Raw genomic sequence first — 19,727 nt, forward strand, 5'->3', positions numbered from 1 at the left:
TCACTCCTTCCCGGACATGCCGGGCGGGGTGCAGGGCGGGGTGAGGATCACCGAGCGGGTGAGATGGCGCGGCCGGTCGGGGTCGAGGCCCCGGGCGGCGGCGACGGCGACCGCGAGGCGCTGGGCGCGGACGAGTTCGGCGAGGGGGTCCAGGGTGCCCTCCACCCACAGTCCCCCGGTGGCGGCGACCTGTTCGGCGAGCCCGGCGGGCGCGGGGCCGAACATCCAGGTGGCCGTGGAGCCGGTGGTGACGGCGATCGGTCCGTGCCGGTACTCCATCGCCGGGTAGGCCTCGGTCCAGGACAGCGAGGCCTCGCGCAGCTTCAGTCCCGCCTCGTTGGCGAGTCCGACGGTCCAGCCGGACCCGAGGAAGGTGAACTGGGTACGGTCGACGAGCCCCGGCGGCAGGGGGGTCGAGAGCGCGGTACGGGCGTCGGCGGTCACGGCGTCGGTGTGCAGGCCGAGGTGGGCGCGGAGCAGGGTGAGCGCGGTCGTCGCGAACCGGGTCTGGACGACGGAGCGTTCGTCCGCGAAGTCCAGGACGACGAGGTCGTCGGCGGCCTCCGGCACCGGGGTGTCCGGGTCCGCGGTGATCGCCGCCGTGCGCGTGCTTCCCTTCAACTGCCCCAGCAGGTCCAGCACTTCGGTCGTGGTGCCGGACCGGGTCAGGGCGAGCACCCGGTCGTAGGACCGTCCGCGCGGGAACTCCGAGGCGGCGAAGGCGTCGGTCTCCCCCTGCCCCGAGGACTCGCGCAGTACGGCCGCCGCCTGGGCCATGAAGTACGAGGTGCCGCAGCCGACGATCGCGACCCGCTCCCCCGGCGCGGGCAACGCCTCCGTGTGGAGGTTCACGGATTCGGCCGCCCGGGTCCAGCAGGCGGGTTGGCTGTCCAGTTCCTCGGTGATATGTGACATACCACTACCCCTCCCCACGGTGATTTTTCTTGCAAGATAGAGCCACTTTCCGAACACAATCAAGCATCCAGCCGGAACCCACGTGCGCTAAGGTCGCCGGGAGATCGAGGAACGGAGGCGGCGGATGTCGCGCGACGCCCGCTGGAAGACGCTGCTCGAACTGCTCGTCGAGCGCGGCCGCCTCGACGTCGAGGAGGTGGCGGCCGAGCTGGCGGTGTCGGCGGCCACGATCCGCCGGGACCTCGACCAGCTCGCCGAGCAGCAGATGCTGGTGCGCACCCGGGGCGGGGCGGTGGTGCACGGGGTGTCGTACGAGCTGCCGTTGCGCTACAAGACGGCCCGGCGGGCCTCGGAGAAGCAGCGGATCGCCAAGGCGGTGGCGGAACTGGTCGCGCCGGGCGAGGCGGTGGGGCTGACCGGCGGGACGACCACCACGGAGGTGGCCCGCGCCCTGGCCGTGCGCGGCGACCTCGCGGGCGGCGCGCCGGCGCTGACGATCGTCACCAACGCGCTGAACATCGCCAACGAACTCGCCGTACGGCCCCAGTTCAAGATCGTGGTGACGGGCGGGGTGGCGCGCCCGCAGTCGTACGAGCTCGTCGGGCCGCTCGCGGACGGGGTGCTGGGCCAGATCACCCTCGATGTGGCGGTGCTCGGGGTGGTCGCCTTCGACGTCACGCACGGGGCCGCCGCCCATGACGAGGCCGAGGCCGCGATCAACCGGCTGCTGTGCGAGCGGGCGGCCCGGGTGGTCGTCGCCGCCGACTCCAGCAAGCTGGGCGGGCGGGCGTTCGCCCGGATCTGCGCGGCCGAACTGGTGGACACGCTGGTGACGGACACGGCGGCGGCGCCCGAAGTCGTGCGCCGGTTCGAGGAGGCGGGGATCCGCGTCCTGGCCGTGTGACGGCGGCGGTCACGGACCTCTGTCCGGCGCCGCCGCCGGACATCGCTGTCACATGCCGCTGGTGTCCGCGCTGACGAATCCCGCGCCGCGCTGGTCGTTGCAGCCGAACACGGGCCGGTCGACGGGGTCCGGCCAGCTCTGCTGGGCCTGGAGGGCGACGCTGACCAGGGTCAGCAGCAGATCGACGTCGCTCGCGGCGTCGAGTCGTATGGTGACCCACTGCGAGCCCGGGACGATACGGATCGCCCCGGTGCTCTTGAGGTCCTTGGCGAAATGCAGGATGGCACGGGTGGTGAGACGCAGGTCCACATCGCGGTCCGAGTGGAAGTGCGCGATCTCGCCCTGCGACGAACTCACCGCCTGACCCAGACCGCAGCTCGGTACCGCCTCGGTCAGGTCGGGCCAGGTCGCCAGTTGCGCCAGAGCGCGCGAGGCCAACGTCATGGGGCCATCATGGCCCGCTCACTCTCCGGTAACCAACTAGCGAGCAGTTATTAACCGAGCTGTTGCCTCACTCTGTCCGAACACAGTCGCAGGGGGCGATCGAATATCCGCAGGACTTCAGTGGTTCGAGGGACGGAAGGTACCTCTCGGACGTCCGGGACGGCCGTGGCGAACGTCACGTTCTACGCACGTCTGGCACTCGCCGCCGCGAACGCGTCGACGGCCGCGAGGTCGAAGTCCCCGTGGTCGCTGCCGAGACCCTGGGCGACCAGTGCGGCCACGGCGTTGCCGAGCACCGCGGCCTCCTGCGGGGTGCGCCCGAGCCCGATGCCACGGAGAAAACCGGCCGAGAAGGCGTCGCCGCAGCCGGTGGTGTCCACGACGTCGATCTCGAAGGTGGGGACCGTCTCGGTGCCCTCGGCGGTGACCAGGAGCGTGCCGTCGCCGCCGCGCGTGGCGGCGACCAGCCCGGCCCCGGCGTCGATCAGCTTCTTGGCGCCGGCGACCAGGTCGTCCTCCTCGGAGAAGCCCAGCACCTGGTCCTCGTTGGGGAGCAGGTGGTCGATGTGGGGCAGCGCCGCCGCGATCTGCTCGAAACTGCCGAACACGCCGGGGGCGAGGAGGTCCACGGACGTGGTGACCCCGTGCTCCTTGGCGAAGTGCAGGATGCGCGCGGCGACGTCGACGCCGATCAACTCCGGTCCGCCGAGGTGGAGATGGGTGGCCTCGGCGAGGGCGTCCCAGGGCACGTCGTCGAGGCCGTAGGTGACGTTGGCGCCGAGCAGGTGGAGGGAGGGCCGGTCGCCGTTGGGGCGGATGGGCAGCACGCTCGCCGAGGTGCCGGTGTCGATGCGGCGCACCAGGAACCCGGTGTCGATCCCGGCCCTGTCGAGCAGCTGCACCAGCATGTCGCCGGTGGCGTCGTTGCCGATCGCCCCGGCGCTCAGTACGTCGGCGCCGAGTTTGGCCAGGCTGAGCGCGGTCCCGCCGGCCGTGCCCGCGGCGGTCATCCTGATGTCCTCGACCAGGGTGGCGCCCTGCCCCTCGGGTATCGCGTCCACCGGCCGCACCAGCACGTCCAGCACATGCACGCCCATCGTGACGACTCTCATGACTTGCCCTCCCGCAGGGTTTGGGTGGTGCCGTAGTTCCGGGCGATCGCGGCCTCGATCACCGCGAGTTGCTGTTGCTCGTCGAGGACGCGGGGCTGCCCGAGGGCCGCCGCGTGCTGGTAGACACCGCAGGCCCATTCGAGCAGCAGGGCGTTCTCGACGGCCTTGTCCAGGGTCGGGCCGACGGTGACCGAGCCGTGGTTGGCCATCAGGGCGGCGCTGCGGCCGTCGAGCGCGGTGAGCACCGACTCGGCGAGTTCCGGGGTGCCGAAGGTGGCGTACGGCGCGACCCGCACGGCGCCGCCGAGTGCGAGCAACTGGTAGTGGATACAGGGAAGTTCATCGAGCACGCAGGACAGGGCGGTGGCCATCGGCGCATGGGTGTGCACGACCGCGCCGGCGCCGTAGCGCCGGTAGACCCCGAGATGCAGGTCGAGTTCGGAGGTCGGCTGCAGGGTTCCGGCGCACACCTTGCCGTCCAGGTCGACCACCGTCACCTGGCCGGCGGTGAGCTGGGCGAGCACCGCACCGGTCGCGGTGACCGCTATCCGGTCCCCCACCCGCACGCTGACGTTTCCCGCCGTGCCGACGAGCAGTCCCGCCGCTCCCAGGCGGCGGCAGACGTCCGCCACCGCGGCCCGCTCCTGAACCAGCGCGGAGCTTGAGTCCGTCATGGCCGCGACGCTAACGTAAACCTGAAACAAAGTCACGTTCAGATTCAGGAGCCGTGCGTGAGCGAGCCGACCGCCGACGAGACCGGGGTCGTACTGCGCCGGACGCCCCAACAGGCCCGCAGCAAGGCCCGGTTGGCGCGGGTGCTGAAAGCCGCGGAGCGGGTGCTGGTCGCCGAGGGCGTCCAGGCGCTGACCACGACCCGGGTCGCCGCCGAGGCCAAGGTGTCGGTCGGCTCGCTGTACCAGTACCTGCCCGACCGGGACGCGATCATCGACGCGCTCGCGGCCACCTACTTCTCCCAACTCGAAGCGGTGATGGAGGAGTTCGTGCGCAGCGCGGCGACCGAGCAGTGGCCGGACCCGGTCGGCGTGCTGATCGACACCTACGCCGGGCTCTACCGCACCGAGGAGGGCTTCCGGGCCCTGTGGTTCGGCAGCGGCCTGACCGACCGGACCCGGGAGACGGACCGCGAGCACAAACGCCGGATGGCCGACGGGGTGCGCCGGGTGCTGCTCGCGCTCGGCATCGCCGGCGACTCCGAAGGCCTCGGCCGCGCCTGCCACGCCGCGCTCCTCGCCGCCGACGCCCTCGCCCAGGAGGCCTTCCGCCGCGACGCCGGGGGTGACACGGCCCTCCTGGAGGAGGCGAAGGTGATGCTGCGCGGCTATCTCACGGCCATCGCCGGGCGGCAGGAACACGGGGACGCCTGAGCGTGGAGTGGGCCGGGCATGACTCCGTGCCGCGAGCCCGTCCCCGCGCCGGCCGGCCACCCGGGACGAGCCGCAGGTCGCCGACGCGGCTCTGTTCCCGGCCCGGACCGCGCCGCACCACCCGACCGGCGGGCGGAGAACCGGGAGCGTTGCCGGTGGTGCGGCGGCCGTCGAGGCGAACCTCGGGCGTACGAACCCCGTTTGCCCGCCGTACGCCTTCTCCGTGTCTGATGGCCGACGGTCGTGGACATGACGGGCGTGGTCCCGGGTGTCCGCCGCCGTCTCGCCCCGAAGGTGCGCGCTCCGGGTGTCCGGGATGACAACGTTATCCCGGACTAGGCCGGACCGTGCGTGTGGACCGCGACGATGGAGAGGTTCCGTGCCTGTCAGACCCGACGTGCCCCAGCCCCGTGTCATCCGTCCGGCAACCGCCGTCCGCCGGCGGGGCCGAGCGCCCCTGCGGTCGGCGGTCGCCGCGCTGCTCGCCGGGGCGCTCGGCCTCGCCCTGCTGTCCGGGGCCGGTACGGCCGCGGCGGTGCCCCTGGCCCCGACGTCCGCGGGGACGTCCGGCGGCACGGACTACACGGAGCTCGTCGATCCGTTCGTGTCGACCGGCGGTGACGACGGCAACGATCTGCCGGGCGCCGAGGCGCCCCACAGTCTGGCCAAGGTCAACCCGCTGACCACGCCGGACCGCAACCACTCGGGGTACGACTACGACGAGGACCACATCGCCGGGTTCACCGCGACGGACCTCGACGGCGTCGGCGGCTCGGGAGGCGGCGGCGACCTGCTCGTCGTACCGACGTCCGTGAAGTACGACAGCCGCCCCGACAAAGGCAGTTACGCGCACTCGTACCGCCACGACGACGAGAGCGCGACGCCCGGCTCCTACCGGGTCGGGCTCGGGGCGCCGGCCGGAACCGGTTCGGCGGTGACGCAGGGTTCCGGGACGATCGACGCCGAGATGACCGCGACGACGCGTACGGCGCTCGAACGGTACAGCTTCCCGGCCGGTGCGGACCCCGAACTCGTCCTCGACCTCGCGAACAACTTCACCAGCCGCACCCGCGCGACCATGAAGGCGACCACGCTCCCGGACGGCACCGCCTCGATCACCGGACTCGTCGCGGGGTCGTTCAACGGCGCCGCCTACCGGCTGTACTACGCCGCCACCACCAACGTCCCCGTGACCTCCCTGCGGAGCTGGGGCGACGACGGCGGGTTGAGCGAGGCGACCACGCGGGACGGCACCGACACCGGCGCGATCCTCGGCTTCGACAAGTCCGCCGGGGACGACATCGAGCTGCGCATCACGCTCTCGCCGATCAGCGCCGAACAGGCCGCGACCGACCAGCGCAACGAGGTGGGCGACCTCACCTTCGACCAGGCGCGGGCCCAGACGAAGGCGGCCTGGAACAGCACGCTCGGCGCCGTCGCCGTGCGGTCCTCCGCGACGTCCGACCCCGGCTCGACGCTCACCAAGGAGTTCTACACGCACCTCTACCGCATGTACGCGCTGCCGGTGAACGCCACCAGCACCAGCGGCACGTACCGGGGCGCGGACGGAGCGGTGCACAGGACCAACGGCTGGACGTACTACGACGGTTGGTCCACGTGGGACGACTTCCGCAAGTACTCCGTCGAGGCCTATGTCGACCCGGACACCTACCGGGACCTGGTGCAGTCGCTGATCGTGCTGTTCGCCGACGCGCACACCTCGGGCAAGAGCCTCGGCAGTCTCACCCACTCGGTGCCGACCGTGCGCTGGGAGCGCTCGGCCGTGGTGATCGCCGACGCCCTGTCGAAGGGCTACCGGAACTTCGACCGGCTCGACGAGGCGTACCCGGCGCTGAGGTCGTACACCGGCTACTACACGGGGACGCAGCTGCGGCAGGGCTACATCGCGGGCGATCCCGGTACGACCGTCCAGCGCGGCTACGACCAGTGGGCGCTGTCCGTCGTCGCGGACGCGCTCGGCAGGGACGCGGACGCGAGGAAGCTGCGCACCCAGTCGACCATGGCGATCGACCACCTGGTGAAGTCGGGTGCCTGGACCGCGGCCGACGGCACCGAGGTCGGCCTGCTCACCCCGCACGCCGCGGGCGGCGACTGGCAGGGCGCCGACTACGAGAAGTTCGAGGCGGCGGGCCTCTACCAGGGCACGCTCTGGCAGTACCACTGGTACGACGCCTACGACATGGGCGGCCTGATCCAGGCGATGGGCGGCGCGAAGGCCGGAAAGGCCGCCGTGGAGCACATGTTCGGCGAGGACTCCACCGCCGACGACGGCTCGACCATGCTGCACTCCAACGCCAACGAGATCGACCTCCAGGCCCCCTACCTCTTCAACTACGTGGGCGAGCCGAGCCTGACGCAGAAGTGGGTGCGGTCCATCTACACCGGCACGACCTGGAACCGCTACATCGCGACCGGCTCCACGAACGAAGCCCCCAGCTCCGGCGGCGAGTTCACCCCGCCGGTCCGCACCCGGGTCTACCAGCTCTCCCCGCACGGCTTCCTGCCGACGATGGACAACGACGCCGGCACCATGTCGACCATGTTCGTCGCCGCCGCCCTGGGGCTGTTCCCGGTGACCGCCGGCTCCAGCCAGTTCCAGATCGGCAGCCCGTTCTTCGACTCCACGACGATCACCTACGCCAACGGCAGCACGTTCACGGTGAAGGCCGACGGGGTGTCGCCGAGCGACTACTACGTACAGAGCGCAACCCTCAACGGCGCCCGGTTCACGAACACTTGGCTGGACTACTCGCAGATCGTCGCGGGCGGGACCCTGGACTTCACGATGGGTTCCAAGCCCTCCGCCTGGGGCACCCGCACCGAGCCCGCGTACTCGCTGAACACCGACTCGGGCGACACGGGCACCGGCGGCCCGGGCACCGGCACGACCGTTGTCTCCGCCCGCCCGGACACCGTCGCCACCGCCGCGGACGGCACCGTGGACGGGAGCGTACGGCTCACCCTGTCGTCCGGACCGGCGGCGTTCTCCGCGAAGAAGGGGACCAGCCTGACCGCGACCGGGGCGGCGACCGTGACCGGCCTGCCGGACGGTGTCACGGCGGACCTCCGCGTCACCGGCGCGCGCACGGCGACACTGGCGCTCACCGGTACCACGGACGTCGACGCGCGCTTCGGCCTCACGTTCCGCGACGCGGCCTTCGCCCATGGAGTGCCGGCCGCGACGGTGCGCGGCACCGGGATCTCCCCGACCGACCCGCTGCGCGTCTCCGCAGCCGCGGTGCAGCGCAAGGCCCTCACCGCCCTCGTCGACCAGGCGTCCCTGGTACGCGACGGCCACTACTCCGACGGCTCCCTCGGCGTGTTCCGGTCGGCCCTCGAACGCGCGCGGACCGTCCTCGCGGACACCGCCTCCGCGACGGCCACGCTGATGGCCGCCCGCGACGCGCTCCGATCCGCCGCCGACGCGCTCACCGTCGACGAGGGCGGCTACGCCGTCCTGCAGGCCGAGGACCCCGACCAGAAGGAGGGCCCCAGCCTCAAGAGCGAGGCGTACTACTCGGACGGCGACCTCGGCGGTGTGACCGAGGGTTCCTGGGAGCGGTTCACCAAGCTCGACTTCGGCGGCGTCGCCCCGCGCAGCGTCTCGGTGCGCTACGCCAACGCACAGGCGACGACGGCGCAGCCGAGCAGCGTCGACATCCACGCGGGCGCCGCCGACGGCCCCGTCGTCGCCACCGTCCCGCTCCCCGGAACCGGCGGCTGGCAGTACTACACCACCGTGCAGGCGGCCGTCACCGACCCGGACGCCCTGCTGGCGGCCGCCGGCGCGACCTTCGTGTTCCACGCCCCGTCCGGGCAGCAATGGGTGTCGAACTTCGACTGGTACCGGTTCTCGCCGTACGAGGCCGCCTCGACCACGCTCGCCACCCTGACCGCCGCGAACACCACGACGACCGGCGGCGGTTCACTCCCGCTCACCCTCGTGAACGGCATCTTCGAGAACACCACGAACGGCGCCTGGGCCGAATGGCGGGACACCGGCCTCGGCACCGGCGCGGACACCGTCACGGTCAGCTACGACAAGCCGCAGTCGCGCGCGGCCTCCGACTCGCACATCGAACTGCACCTCGGATCGAAGGACGGCGAGCGGAGCGTCGACATCCCGCTCGCCTACACCGGTTCGGGCTGGGGCACCCTCGCCACCACGACCGTGCGGCTCGACCCCGGCGTCTTCACCGGCGTCCAGGACGTGTACGCCGACTTCGTCTCCGGCACCCAGTCCACCTCCCAGCCCTACGTGGCCAACGTCTACTCGCTGACCCTGACGCGGGACGCCGACGCCCCGGTGGCCTTCGACGCCACGGCGTTCACCTCGAACAGCGGCGGCGGCCTCAAGAGCGAGACGGCCGGCTGGAGCGGCGCGGGCTCCGCCACCGACCTCGGCGGCACCTACGACGGAGCCTGGCTGGACTACGGGGACATCGGCTTCGGCAGCTCGCCCAAGAACACCGTCACGCTCACCTACGTCAACAACTCCGCGCGCTGCGGCACCGGTTCGGCCGTCCAGCTCTACCTGGACTCCTTCGACGCGGCGAACCCGGGCACGCCGTACGCGACCGTCCCGCTGCCGGTCACCGGATCCGCGTGGTCCTCGGGCGGGACGACCAGCCTGACCCTGCCGAAGGCGATCACCGGCACCCACGCCGTCCACCTGCGCCTGACGACGACCCCCGACTCCTCGCATCCGTACGTCGCGAACCTGGGCCGCATCACCTTCAGCCACGTCGACACCCCCGCCGGCACCGACACGACCGCCCTGCGGAAGGCGATCGACCGCTACGCGGCACTCGCCGACGACCCGGACCGGTACGACACCATCGACTTCGCGGTCTACCTGCGCGAACTCGCCGCCGCACGCGCCCTGGCCGGCGCGGACACCGCGACCCAGCTCGACATCGACACCGGGACCCGCAGTCTCACCCTCGCCGCCGGCCAGCTGACCCCGCTCCCCAGGCTGAAGCTGGAGAACCTGGTCACGACCGCGTCAGCCCTCACCAAGTCGCGCTACACGGACGCGTCGTGGCAGTCGTTCACCGCCGCGCTCGCCGAGGCGAGGACCGCGCTCGCGGACGACTCGGCGACGGACGGGACCCTCACCACCCGGTACGACGCCCTCGACCACGCCCGGTCCGCGCTCGTCACGAAGCCGAAGACGGTACCGGCCGCGCCCGACGCCGTGTCGGCGACCTCGTCCGGCACCGGCGTGACGGTCGCCTGGTCCGCGCCCGAGGACGACGGCGGCTCGCCGGTCACCGGCTACGCGATCGCCCTCGGCGACGGCCACCGGGTCGAGGTCCACGATCCGGGCAGCCGGAGCACGACGTTCACCCGGCTGCCGTCGGGCCGGTCGTACTCGGCCCGCGTCCGCGCGGTGAACGCCGTCGGCAGGTCGGCCCCGAGCGCGGCCACCGCCCCCGTGGTCACCGGCGGCAGCACCCCGCAGGCGCCGACCGTGACGGGGGTGACCACCGACGGCGGGCAGGTCCGGGTGACCTGGCGGGCGGCCGGCGACGGCGGATTCCCGCTCATCGGCTACACCGTGACCCTCGACGACGGCACCACCGCGCACCTGCCCGCCACCGCGGACACCGCGCTCGTCGTCACCAAGGGCAGGGCGAAGGCGCACACGGCCACCGTCACCGCGCTCACCCTGGCCGGATCCTCGGCCGCCCCCACCACCACCTCGTCCGCGGCCACCCCCACCGACCCGGCGACGTACGACCCGTCCCCCTTCCCGGACGGCACACTCGACGCGGCCTACACGTCGGACAAGTGGCCGGCGACCGCCGACGGAACCGACTACTTCAACGATCTCCTCAGCGGGATCGACGACCTCGGCTCCGGCATCCTCGGCTCCGACACCCGGATCGCCGAGGGCACTTCGCCGACCGCCGAGAACGACGAGATCGCCGTGTCCGTCAACAACGCGGCGACGCAGAAGGAGGTCGACCGGGCCGAGGTGGACGCCACGAACAGCGCCACGCTCACGCTGGCCGACGGCCTCGGCTCCCGGCTCGGCCGGATCTACCTGGACGCCCTGAACGGCGGCCGGCTCCCCAAGACCAGCGCGCTGTTCTCCCGGGTCACCCGGGGCCTCGACACCCATGACGCGGCGAAGGACCACTACGGCTATCCGCGCCCGTACGTGCGGCTCGGGTTCGTCGGCGACGGCGGTGACATCTACGAGTCGCAGGACGGCTCCTACACCGGCCTCGCCACCAGCGGCTCGTACCCGAGCGGCCACACCTACGGCGGCTACGAGGCCGGGACGATCCTCGCCACGCTGCTGCCGGAGCTGGCGCCGTCGATCCTCGCGCGCACCTCGGAGTACGGGAACAACCGCATCGTGCTCGGCTTCCACTACCCGCTCGACGTGATGGGCGGCCGCATCACCGGTCAGGCCACCGTGGCGCACCGGTGGGCGGACCCCGACTTCGCGGCCCTGCTGGCGCAGGCCCACACCGAGATCGAGAACGTGCTGCTCGCCCGGTGCGAGACGGAGGGGTACGGCGACACGCTCACGGCCTGCGAAGGCACCCCCTACGACGCCCTGAGCACGGCGCAGGACGTCGACCTCTACACCCGGCGTCTGACCTACGGATTCTCCCAGGTCGGCAAGGCCGGACAGGCCCTGCGGACTCCGTCCGACGCGGCGGCGCTCCTGATCACGGCCTTCCCCGGCCTCACCGCCGAGCAGCGCACGGAGATCCTGGAACAGACCGCGACGGACTCCGGGTACCCGCTCGACCTCACCGCGGACGGCGAGGCGAGCTGGCAGCGGATCAACCTGGCGGCGGCGATGACGGCGGACGTGGTCGTGGGCGCCGACGGGTCGGTCACGGTGACGAACCACGCGGACGCCACCAAGGCGAGCATCGCCGACGCCGAGGCGATCACGGTCGGGGGCGTCCCGATCGACGGCTTCGATCCGGACGTGGCCACGTACGTCGTCGACTGGCCGAGGACCGCGCGGATCCCGGCCGTCACCGCCGTACCGGCCCGCCCCGGCGCGCGGGTGAAGGTCACCGACGGCGGTTCCGTCCTCTCCACGGCCGGCTCCCGCCTCACCACCCGCACCATCAGGGTGACCTCGCCCAACGGTTCGGTCACCCGTAACTACACGGTGGGCTTCCAGCACGCGGGCCGCTGACGTCACCGCCGTGGCCTGTCCGGGGTTGGATACGACGGACAGGCCACGGGCGCCCTACCCCACGGTGTGCGGCACCCAGACGGTGGCATGGAACGGGCCGTTGACGGAGACCGGGTCGGCGGGCGGGAGTGCCGCGCTGCCTGCGACGACGCCGTGGCGGTCGACCTGCGTCGCGGCGGAGTTGAGGCCGCCGAGGGAGGCCAGGTAGGTGAAGTCGCCGTTGTCGGCGCGGGCGACGAAGGCGAAGGAGTTGGGGGCGAAGTCGTCGCCGACCATGACGTTCCCGGTGATCTGCTTGACCTCGGTGACGCCGCGCCCGGAGCCGACCACGGCGCTCGTGTGCGTGACGAGGTCGTACGTCGTGGAGAGCAGGCTGTCGCCGCCGACGACCGTGTTCCCGCTGACCAACTGCGCGATCAGGAAGTGGGACCCCAGGTCCGTGCGGACGCCGGTGCGGAGGTCGTAGGCGTACCCGGTGAGTCCGTTGCCGGCCGTGCGGGACTGACCGACCACCACGGGACCGCTGATGTCGTTGGCGGTACTGGAGCTTCCGCCGAGGGTGCCGAGGTCGGTCATCGTCCGGGTGCGCAGGTCGTAGGCGAACCCGTGCGTGGTGCCGGCCGGCGTGTCCGGCAGGGAGGAACTCCCCACGACGACCGAGCCGCTGACGGCCGCCGCGGTACTGTCGCCCGACGGACCGGCGAGGCTGCCGAGATCGGTCATGGTCCGGGTGCGCAGGCTGTACGCGAACGCGTGGGTGACCGCGTCACCGGAGAGCGACGACGTCCCCACCACGGTATCGCCGTGGAGGCCGGTGACGTGGGTGCTGCCGCCGCCGAGCGTGCCGATGTCGACGAGCCGCCGGGTCCGGAGGTCGTACACGAATCCATGGGTCGGGCCGCCGGCCGAGAGGTCCGACTCCCCGACGACGTACTTCCCCGCCACGCCGGTCGCCCGGCTGGCGTCCCCCAGCGTGCCCAGGTCGGTCATGACGTGTCTGCGCAGGTCGTACGCGAAGGCGTGTTCGGTGTCGTCACCGCTCGTCTGTGAACTCCCGACGACCGTGTAGCCGTCGATGGCGGTTGCCTCGCTACGGGTACCGCCCAGGGTGCCGAGGTCCCGCACGGTGTACTCCACGGACCCCGCCACAGACCCGGCCGACGACGCGCCCGCCCCGTACGCCGGACCGGCCCCCGCTGCGAGCAGGCCCGCGCCGACCAGAATCCAGGCACGTAAATGCATACGTATGCGCATGATCCCCCCTGAAACCATCGTTTGCTGCCATCGGCCTCCACATGTACATCAGTTCCGATGGGCCACACAGGGGACGTTCAGCCACAGACAAGACGGCCGGCACACGGGGCCTCGCGCTGCTCCGGGAGAGGGTTCAGGGGCGTGGTGCGAAGTGGACCAGGATCCGGCCCGTGTTCGCCGTGTCGATCTCCACGCGGTCGTACAGCTTCCTGATGTGCTTCTGACCGAGGAACGCGAGGACCCGCCCCTTGAGCTGCCCGGTGCCTTTTCCGTGAATGATCTGCACGACGGGCTCGCCCGTGCTTTTCGCCTGGAACACGATCTGCCGCAGCGAGAGTTCGATGTCGCGGTTGTTCCGGAAGATCGGGTGCAAGTCCAATGTCAGCAAGGTGCTACCTCCCGCTGCCGCCGCCTGTGACGACCCCGGCCGAGTGTAGTCGCCCGCGCCCGGGTGCCAGGCTCCGCGAACGGGATGGGGTCGTCACAGGTGGCAGCCGCGGGCCGGGCTGGGCCCGGACGCTCAGAAGCGGCCCGCGTTGAGCGCCTTCTGCAGTCCTTCGGTGGTCAGCTTCCCCCACTGCCCGTCCTGGGTGACTCCGACGTGCGCCTGGAGAGCCTTGATGGTCTGCGGACCGATCTGGCCGTCGACGGGCACATGGAGGTGGCTCTGGAGAGCCTTCTTGGTGTTCGGCCCGAACTCGCCGTCGGGGGTCACGCCCAGCACCCACTGGAGCGCCTTGGTGGTCAGCGGTCCGAACCCGCCGTCCACGGTGAGCGGGCAGTACGGGTTGTGGTTCGAGGACGGCGGGGTCGGTGTGCCGGTGCCGCCGCCGGGCAGCCGGAGGTAGGTGAGGGGCTTGTCGTGCGTGTTCGCCTCGTCCTGCACCGTGGTCCGCAGCGGCCCCTTCTCCTGGCCGTGGGAGACGCACAGCGCCCCCAGCCCCTTGGCCGCGCTCTCGATGAGGATCACCACGTGCTCACCCCCACCGGGGCCGAAGACCACGAAGTCACCGGGCTGGGTCTCGGCCGCGGTGATGTGCTCGCAGTGGTCGAGCATCGTGCCGGTGAAGCCCTGCCCGTCGAACCCCGAGCCGTTCGGGTCCCCGGCCCCGCTCCACTTCGCCATGAGCGTGGCGAAGCCGGAGCAGTCGGTCGTGAAGGGGAGGTGGTGCACGGCTATGCCGATGGGCATGGGCCGGGTCTCCAAGTAGTGGATGTCGGGCTCGTGCTGGACCCCCCAGAGACAGTTGCTCACCATCGCCTGACGGACCTGTGCCGTGGTTGCCTGAGCGGTTGTACTCATCCTGCACTCCTGTTCGTGAACCTGTTGGACACGGTGTCAGTGCGCAGGGGGTGACGTCGTTGGCGCAGGGTCACCTGTTCATTGACGCTGCGTCCACTGCCGTGCCGAGGGACCGGCGGCGGTAGTCGCCCGGGGGCATGCCGTGCGCGGCGCGGAAGGCGCGGTTGAAGTCGGCGGCGTGGGGGAAGCCCCAGCGCGCGCCGAGGGCGTGCACCGGGTGGTGGCGCAGCCGCGGGTCGGCGAGGTCGGCCCGGGCGCGCTCGATGCGCAGATGCCGTATCCAGGCGGCGACGGTCCGTTCGCGGGGCTGGAAGAGCCGGTGCAGATAGCCGAGGGATATGTGGTGGTGGGCGGCGATCACCGCGGGGGTCAACTCCGGGTCGGCGAGGTTGAGTTCGACGAACGTCTCGATCCGCGCGAGCAGCGCCTGCCGGCGGGTCTCCGGGGTCAGCCGGTCCTCGGCCTCGATGTACGAGGCCAGGGTCGCGGCGGCCAGGTCGAGGGCCACCTCGCCCAGCCGCGCGGCCTCGCGGTCGCCGACCTCGCCGCGCCCGACGGCCCCGGCGACGCTGACGATGTAGCGGGCGAAGACAGCACTCATGCCGGCGCCGCCGGAGATCCCTTGCGCGAGTAACGGGTTCAGCCGCTCCGGGCGCAACGGCAGTGTGGACTTGGGCAGTTGCAGCATCACCATCTCGCCGCGACCGGTCCCGGGCAGGGCGCGGGTGTCCATGGGCTGGGAGGTGTCGTGGAGCAGCAGGTTCCCCGGGCACAGCCGGGACTCGTTGTCCCGCTGGGCGATGTACAGGTCGTTCGCCAGCAGGAGGCTGAGCCCGTACCGCTCGGGGTCCGAGCGGCGCACCAGGACCGAGGAGCGCACGGATCTCAGCTCGGGGTAGTCGATCGTCGTCAACAGGACCGGGCCCAGCTCCGCGACCGTCACCACGGACCGGAAGTCGTCGGCGTGCGGGCTGCTGACCGTCGACGGCACGATGTCCTGGGCCATCTGCTCGCACCACCACGGAAACCGGTCGGCGGCCGGCAGGTCTTCACTGCGCATGGTCACGATCACGTGCTGTCCTCCCCCGGAAAGTCAACGAAATCAGGACAGCACAGCAGATTCAACGCACCGTCATGGAAGCCCCAAACGGTTCCTTCGCGCTCGCAACCACCGGGTCAACTTGCCGTCGTCTTACGTCCCGAGGGTCACCCCGATCACTCACCTGAGCAGGATGACGTGGGCGCCGGAGCAGACCCTAGGATGCCCGCAGTGATCCTCCGGGGGATCACGAGTACCTCCACGCGGCTGGACAGGACGGACGCGACGACTGCCATGGCGGTGATGCTGTGCCCTCGCGCGTAGCCCTCTTCGGTGTCGGCCGTATGGGGACACCTCTGTGCGGACGCCTCGTCTCGGCGGGCCACACGGTGACCGCCTTCGATGTGCGTCCCGAACGGGAAGAACCGGTGCGCTCGTCGGGCGCCGGCTGGGCGCCGTCCGCCGTGACGGCCGCGGCCGGGGCGGACGTGCTGATCACCGTGGTACCCGGGCCCGGCGAGGCCGAGGCGGCACTTCCGGACGCCGTGTTCTCCGCCCTGGCCCCCCGGGCGGTTTGGATAGACATGACGAGCAACGCCCCGGCGGTTGCTGCGGTGTTGCGGGCGCGCGCGGCCGCCCACGGCGTCGATGTCCTCGAAGCGCCCCTCGGCGGAAGCCCGGACGATGCCGAACACGGGCGCCTGAGGCTGTTCGTGGGCGGTTCTCCCGAAGTCCTCGACCGGTGCAGGCCGCTGCTGGAGGCCGTGACGACTTCGGACCGGATCAGCCACATGGGCGGCCCGGGAACCGGCCACACGACGAAACTCCTCATCAACCTGCTCTGGTTCGGGCAGGCCGCGGCGACCGCCGAGGCCCTTCTGCTGGGACGCCGAGCGGGCATCGACCTCACCGTCCTGCGGGACACGCTGGCCGCCAGCGCGGCCGGGAGCGACTTCATCCGCAGGGACCTCTCGGCCCTGTTCGCCGGGGACTACCTCCCCTCGTACGGACTCGACCGCATCCACGACCAGTTGGAGGTCATCACGGGTGAGGCCCGCGACCTCGGCACCCCGCACGAGATGGCCGACACGGTGCTCCGTCTCCACCGGCGGGCCCTGGAGCGCTTCGGTCCCGTGAACGGCGAACTCCTCGCCGTGGCCCTCCTGGAGGAGATCGCCGGCACCTTGCTGCGCCCCTAGCGGCCGCGAGGACAGTCGCGGCGGCCTGGCGGCGAAGGCCCCACGCCCGGACTCCTCACCGCCGGAGGCGGACGAAACGGTCGAGGGGTACGTCGGTCTCAGCTTCCCGCCGGGGGACGGCGGCGGTCGGCAGGGACGGCGTTGTCGTGCGCGGCCGGGGTGGGCCCGGACGTGGCACCGCCCGGCCCGGGACCGGTGTCCCGCTTCCGTGTGCGTTCGGCGGCACGGACGATGTTGCGCGCCATGCCGCCGAAGACCACCGCGTGAAACGGCGACACGCTCCACCAGTAGAGCTGGCCGAGCAGTCCGTGCGGGTGGAACAGGGCCCGCTGCCGGTAGCGGGCGCCGCCGGCCCTCTCCTCGTCGACCCGCATCTCCAGCCAGGCCAGGCCGGGCAGCCGCATCTCGGCGCGGAGCCGCAGCAGCCGCCCGCGTTCGATCTCCTCCACCCGCCAGAAGTCCAGCGAGTCACCGACCCGCAGCCGCCGCGCGTCACGTCTCCCCCGGCGCAGGCCCACCCCGCCGACGAGGCGGTCGAGCCAGCCGCGTACCGCCCAGGCCAGCGGGAAGGAGTACCAGCCGTTCTCGCCGCCGATGCTCTCGACCACATCCCACAGCGCGTCGGGAGCCACGTCGGCGTGGCGTTCGCGCACGTCGGTGTAGAGGCTGCCGCCGGCCCACTCCGGGTCGGTGGGCAGCGGGCCGCTCGGAGCACCCGGCACGGAGGCGGAGGACCAGCGGGTGTCGACCTGGGCGTCCCGCACGCGCCGCAACGCGAGGGCGACGGCGCGGTCGAAGCCGACCGGGTGGCCCGGCGGGCTGGGCACGTACCGCTCGATGTCCCGTTCCCGGCACACCACCTCGTGGCGCAGCGACTCGGTCAGCGGGCGGGCGATGGAGGCGGGTACGGGCGTCACCAGGCCGACCCACTGGCTGGACAGGCCGGGCGTCAGCACCGGCACGGGCATGATGAGCCGCCGGGGCAGCCCCGCGACGGTGGCGTACCGGTGCATCATGTCGAGGTAGGTGAGCACCTCGGGGCCGCCGATGTCGAAGGTGCGGCTGACGTCGCTCGGCAGGCCGGCGCACCCCACCAGCACGCGCAGCACGTCCCGTACGGCGATCGGCTGGATGCGGGTGCGCACCCAGCACGGCGTGACCATCACCGGGAGCCGCTCGGTCAGGTAGCGCAGCATCTCGAAGCTGGCCGAGCCGGAACCGATGATGACGGCGGCCCGCAGCACGGCCGTCGGCACGCCCGAGCCGAGGAGGATACGGCCGACCTCCGCGCGGGAGCGCAGGTGCGGCGACAGTTCCCGCTCGGGCACACCGGCCGGGGTCAGCCCGCCCAGGTAGATCAGCCGGCCGACGCCGGCCCTGCGGGCCTGCTCGCCGAAGACCTCGGCCGCCTGCCGGTCGGTGCGTTCGAAGCCGCGGCCGGCGCCGAGCGCGTGGACCAGGTAGTAGGCCACGTCGACGCCCGCCATCGCCGCCGCCACCGAGCCCGCGTCGGTGACATCGCCCTGGACGACCTCCACCCGCCCGGCCCACGGATGGTCACGCAGCTTCTGGGGCGTACGCACCAGACAGCGCACCCGGTACCCGGCATCCAGCAGCTCCGGCACCAGCCGCCCGCCGATATAGCCACTGGCACCGGTCACCAAGCAGGTCCTCGGACGCCCGGCAGGCGTTGCGCTCCCGTTCGCCGTCGTCCCGGCCGTCTCGTCCGCCACCCGAACCGCCTCAGTCGTCGTCCCTGAACCCTGGTGCCCCCGACACCTCTACGGTGCCGCCGACCCGTCCGGGTACGCCGGGCGACTGCGGCATCCGGGTGACACAGGGCTCTCGGGGGCCGTCGTCTCCCGGTGCCTCTCCGCATGCGCGCCAACGGCCGGATCGCGGGCCGGTGACCCACGGATCCGCCGTGGCCCGGCGCCGGTGGGGAGGGAACACGACGAACGGTCCGGGCGCCTTCAGACAGCCGTCGAGGTTGTCATGTCCTGCGTGCCGATGACGGACAGCAGGCTCAGCTGGGCCGCGCCCTCCGTGCCGGGTGGAGCGCTGAACCACAACAGGCGCTGGCGTCCGTCCTCGCTGAACAGGCTGTGGCAGTCGAGCTCGATGACCCCCAGGGCGGGATGCACGATGCGTTTGTGGTCGGCTCGCCGGAGGGCGACGTCGTGGGTGTCCCAGAGGGTGGCGAATTCCCGGCTGCGCCCGCGCAGCACGGCCACCATCCGGCTCACCTCCCTGTCACCGCCGCGCCGGGCGGCGACTGCCTGGAGGTCGGCGACGAAGACCCGGGAGTGGTGGTCGTGGTCCTCGGGCGGATAGAGCCTCCGGGCCTCGGGGTCGGTGAACCAGCGGTGCACGAGGCTCGCCTCGGGGCCGCGCAGCGCCGGAGGCCGGCCGACGAGTGCGACGGCCAACGGGTTCTGGACGAGGGTTTCGTGCAGGTCGGTGATGACTTGGGCAGGGGTGGTGGTGAGCTGGTCCAGCAGGCCGAGCAGACCGGGCTGGACATGCGCGGTGGGACCGTGCGCCGCCGGGGGTACCGGCCGGTCGGCGAGGTGGAAGAGATGGTCGCGTTCGTCGCCGTTCAGCCGCAGCGCCCGGGCCAGCGCGGCCAGGACCTGGGCCGAGGGCTGGGCACCGCGTCCGCGTTCCAGCTCGGTGTAGTAGTCGGCGGACAGCCCGGCCAGATGCGCGACCTCCTCGCGCCGCAGACCGGGCACCCGGCGCCGCGGACCGCTGGGCAGGCCGACGTCCGACGGGCGGATCCGGTCGCGCCGGGACCTGAGGAACGCGGCGAGTACGGAATGATTCACGTCTCCCATGGTCGCGGCACCGGCGGACGCAAGCCAGGGGACGGCAACCCCCGGGTGGGAACAGCCCTGGCTGAGGCGGACGGACCAGACCACTCTGGAGCCAAGAGCGGTGCAGCCACGGCCCGTTGCACGGTGCACGGTCTCCGTGCTCG

Annotated in this window: 14 protein-coding genes and 1 pseudogene; 5 read left to right on the plus strand and 10 right to left on the minus strand. The window is 72.0% G+C overall.

Annotated features, from left to right (window positions below; translation table 11 throughout):
• Entirely contained in the window at window positions 1-915 is a 915-nt protein-coding gene (locus tag ACIPSJ_RS46000) for an SIS domain-containing protein (RefSeq protein ID WP_401355319.1), read from the minus strand.
• A gap of 124 nt (window positions 916-1,039) precedes the next feature.
• Here ACIPSJ_RS46000 and ACIPSJ_RS46005 point away from each other — a divergent pair, with 124 nt between their 5' ends.
• Window positions 1,040-1,819, plus strand: a complete 780-nt coding sequence (locus ACIPSJ_RS46005; RefSeq protein WP_359221977.1) for a DeoR/GlpR family DNA-binding transcription regulator — start codon at window positions 1,040-1,042, stop codon at window positions 1,817-1,819.
• 48 nt (window positions 1,820-1,867) lie between these two features.
• On the opposite strand, the gene ACIPSJ_RS46010 is transcribed toward ACIPSJ_RS46005, so the two are convergent.
• From ACIPSJ_RS46010 to ACIPSJ_RS46020, 3 genes are all read right to left on the minus strand, one after another.
• Window positions 1,868-2,263: a luciferase family protein gene (locus ACIPSJ_RS46010; RefSeq protein WP_359221976.1), complete on the minus strand. Its 396-nt coding sequence runs from the start codon at window positions 2,261-2,263 to the stop codon at window positions 1,868-1,870.
• Window positions 2,264-2,445: 182 nt separating this feature from the next.
• Window positions 2,446-3,375 carry a carbohydrate kinase family protein gene (locus tag ACIPSJ_RS46015; RefSeq protein WP_359221975.1) on the minus strand — a complete coding sequence of 310 codons (930 nt, stop codon included), beginning with the start codon at window positions 3,373-3,375 and terminating at the stop codon, window positions 2,446-2,448.
• A complete protein-coding gene (locus ACIPSJ_RS46020) occupies window positions 3,372-4,049 on the minus strand; it encodes a class II aldolase/adducin family protein (RefSeq protein WP_401355323.1) in 678 nt (225 codons plus the stop codon). The genes ACIPSJ_RS46015 and ACIPSJ_RS46020 overlap by 4 nt, the downstream gene beginning before the upstream one ends.
• A 57-nt stretch (window positions 4,050-4,106) precedes the next feature.
• On the opposite strand from ACIPSJ_RS46020, the gene ACIPSJ_RS46025 reads away from it, so the two are divergent.
• Window positions 4,107-4,760 carry a TetR family transcriptional regulator gene (locus tag ACIPSJ_RS46025; protein ID WP_401355326.1) on the plus strand — a complete coding sequence of 218 codons (654 nt, stop codon included), beginning with the start codon at window positions 4,107-4,109 and terminating at the stop codon, window positions 4,758-4,760.
• A gap of 379 nt (window positions 4,761-5,139) precedes the next feature.
• Window positions 5,140-11,952, plus strand: coding sequence for a glycoside hydrolase domain-containing protein (locus ACIPSJ_RS46030; protein ID WP_401355329.1), 6,813 nt, complete (start codon window positions 5,140-5,142; stop codon window positions 11,950-11,952).
• A 54-nt stretch (window positions 11,953-12,006) separates the two neighbouring features.
• On the opposite strand, the gene ACIPSJ_RS46035 is transcribed toward ACIPSJ_RS46030, so the two are convergent.
• The 4 genes from ACIPSJ_RS46035 to ACIPSJ_RS46050 form a co-directional block, all read right to left on the minus strand.
• Window positions 12,007-13,206, minus strand: coding sequence for a hypothetical protein (locus tag ACIPSJ_RS46035; protein WP_401355331.1), 1,200 nt, complete (start codon window positions 13,204-13,206; stop codon window positions 12,007-12,009).
• 133 nt (window positions 13,207-13,339) lie between these two features.
• The gene (locus ACIPSJ_RS46040) at window positions 13,340-13,594 is read right to left on the minus strand and encodes a Smr/MutS family protein (RefSeq protein WP_359221968.1); all 255 of its coding nucleotides are present in this window, start codon (window positions 13,592-13,594) and stop codon (window positions 13,340-13,342) included.
• Window positions 13,595-13,726: 132 nt separating this feature from the next.
• Window positions 13,727-14,509: a peptidoglycan-binding domain-containing protein gene (locus ACIPSJ_RS46045; protein ID WP_359221967.1), complete on the minus strand. Its 783-nt coding sequence runs from the start codon at window positions 14,507-14,509 to the stop codon at window positions 13,727-13,729.
• A gap of 70 nt (window positions 14,510-14,579) precedes the next feature.
• The gene (locus tag ACIPSJ_RS46050; RefSeq protein WP_359221966.1) at window positions 14,580-15,569 is read right to left on the minus strand and encodes an AraC family transcriptional regulator; all 990 of its coding nucleotides are present in this window, start codon (window positions 15,567-15,569) and stop codon (window positions 14,580-14,582) included.
• Window positions 15,570-15,841: 272 nt separating this feature from the next.
• Here ACIPSJ_RS46050 and ACIPSJ_RS46055 point away from each other — a divergent pair.
• Together ACIPSJ_RS46055 and ACIPSJ_RS46060 are read left to right on the plus strand one after the other, a co-directional pair.
• Window positions 15,842-16,330: pseudogene (locus ACIPSJ_RS46055) on the plus strand (NAD(P)-dependent oxidoreductase); the annotation flags it as partial.
• Window positions 16,331-16,339: 9 nt separating this feature from the next.
• Window positions 16,340-16,747, plus strand: a complete 408-nt coding sequence (locus ACIPSJ_RS46060) for an NAD-binding protein (protein WP_401355465.1) — start codon at window positions 16,340-16,342, stop codon at window positions 16,745-16,747.
• Window positions 16,748-16,845: 98 nt separating this feature from the next.
• Here the strand turns inward: ACIPSJ_RS46060 and ACIPSJ_RS46065 are convergent, their stop codons facing one another.
• Both ACIPSJ_RS46065 and ACIPSJ_RS46070 read right to left on the minus strand, forming a co-directional pair.
• Window positions 16,846-18,411, minus strand: coding sequence for an SDR family oxidoreductase (locus tag ACIPSJ_RS46065; RefSeq protein ID WP_401355333.1), 1,566 nt, complete (start codon window positions 18,409-18,411; stop codon window positions 16,846-16,848).
• A gap of 309 nt (window positions 18,412-18,720) precedes the next feature.
• Entirely contained in the window at window positions 18,721-19,584 is an 864-nt protein-coding gene (locus ACIPSJ_RS46070; RefSeq protein WP_359221964.1) for a helix-turn-helix transcriptional regulator, read from the minus strand.
• Between the last annotated feature and the right edge of the window lie 143 nt (window positions 19,585-19,727).

It is taken from the genome of Streptomyces sp. NPDC090088, assembly GCF_044747345.1.
Taxonomy (GTDB): Bacteria; Actinomycetota; Actinomycetes; order Streptomycetales; family Streptomycetaceae; genus Streptomyces.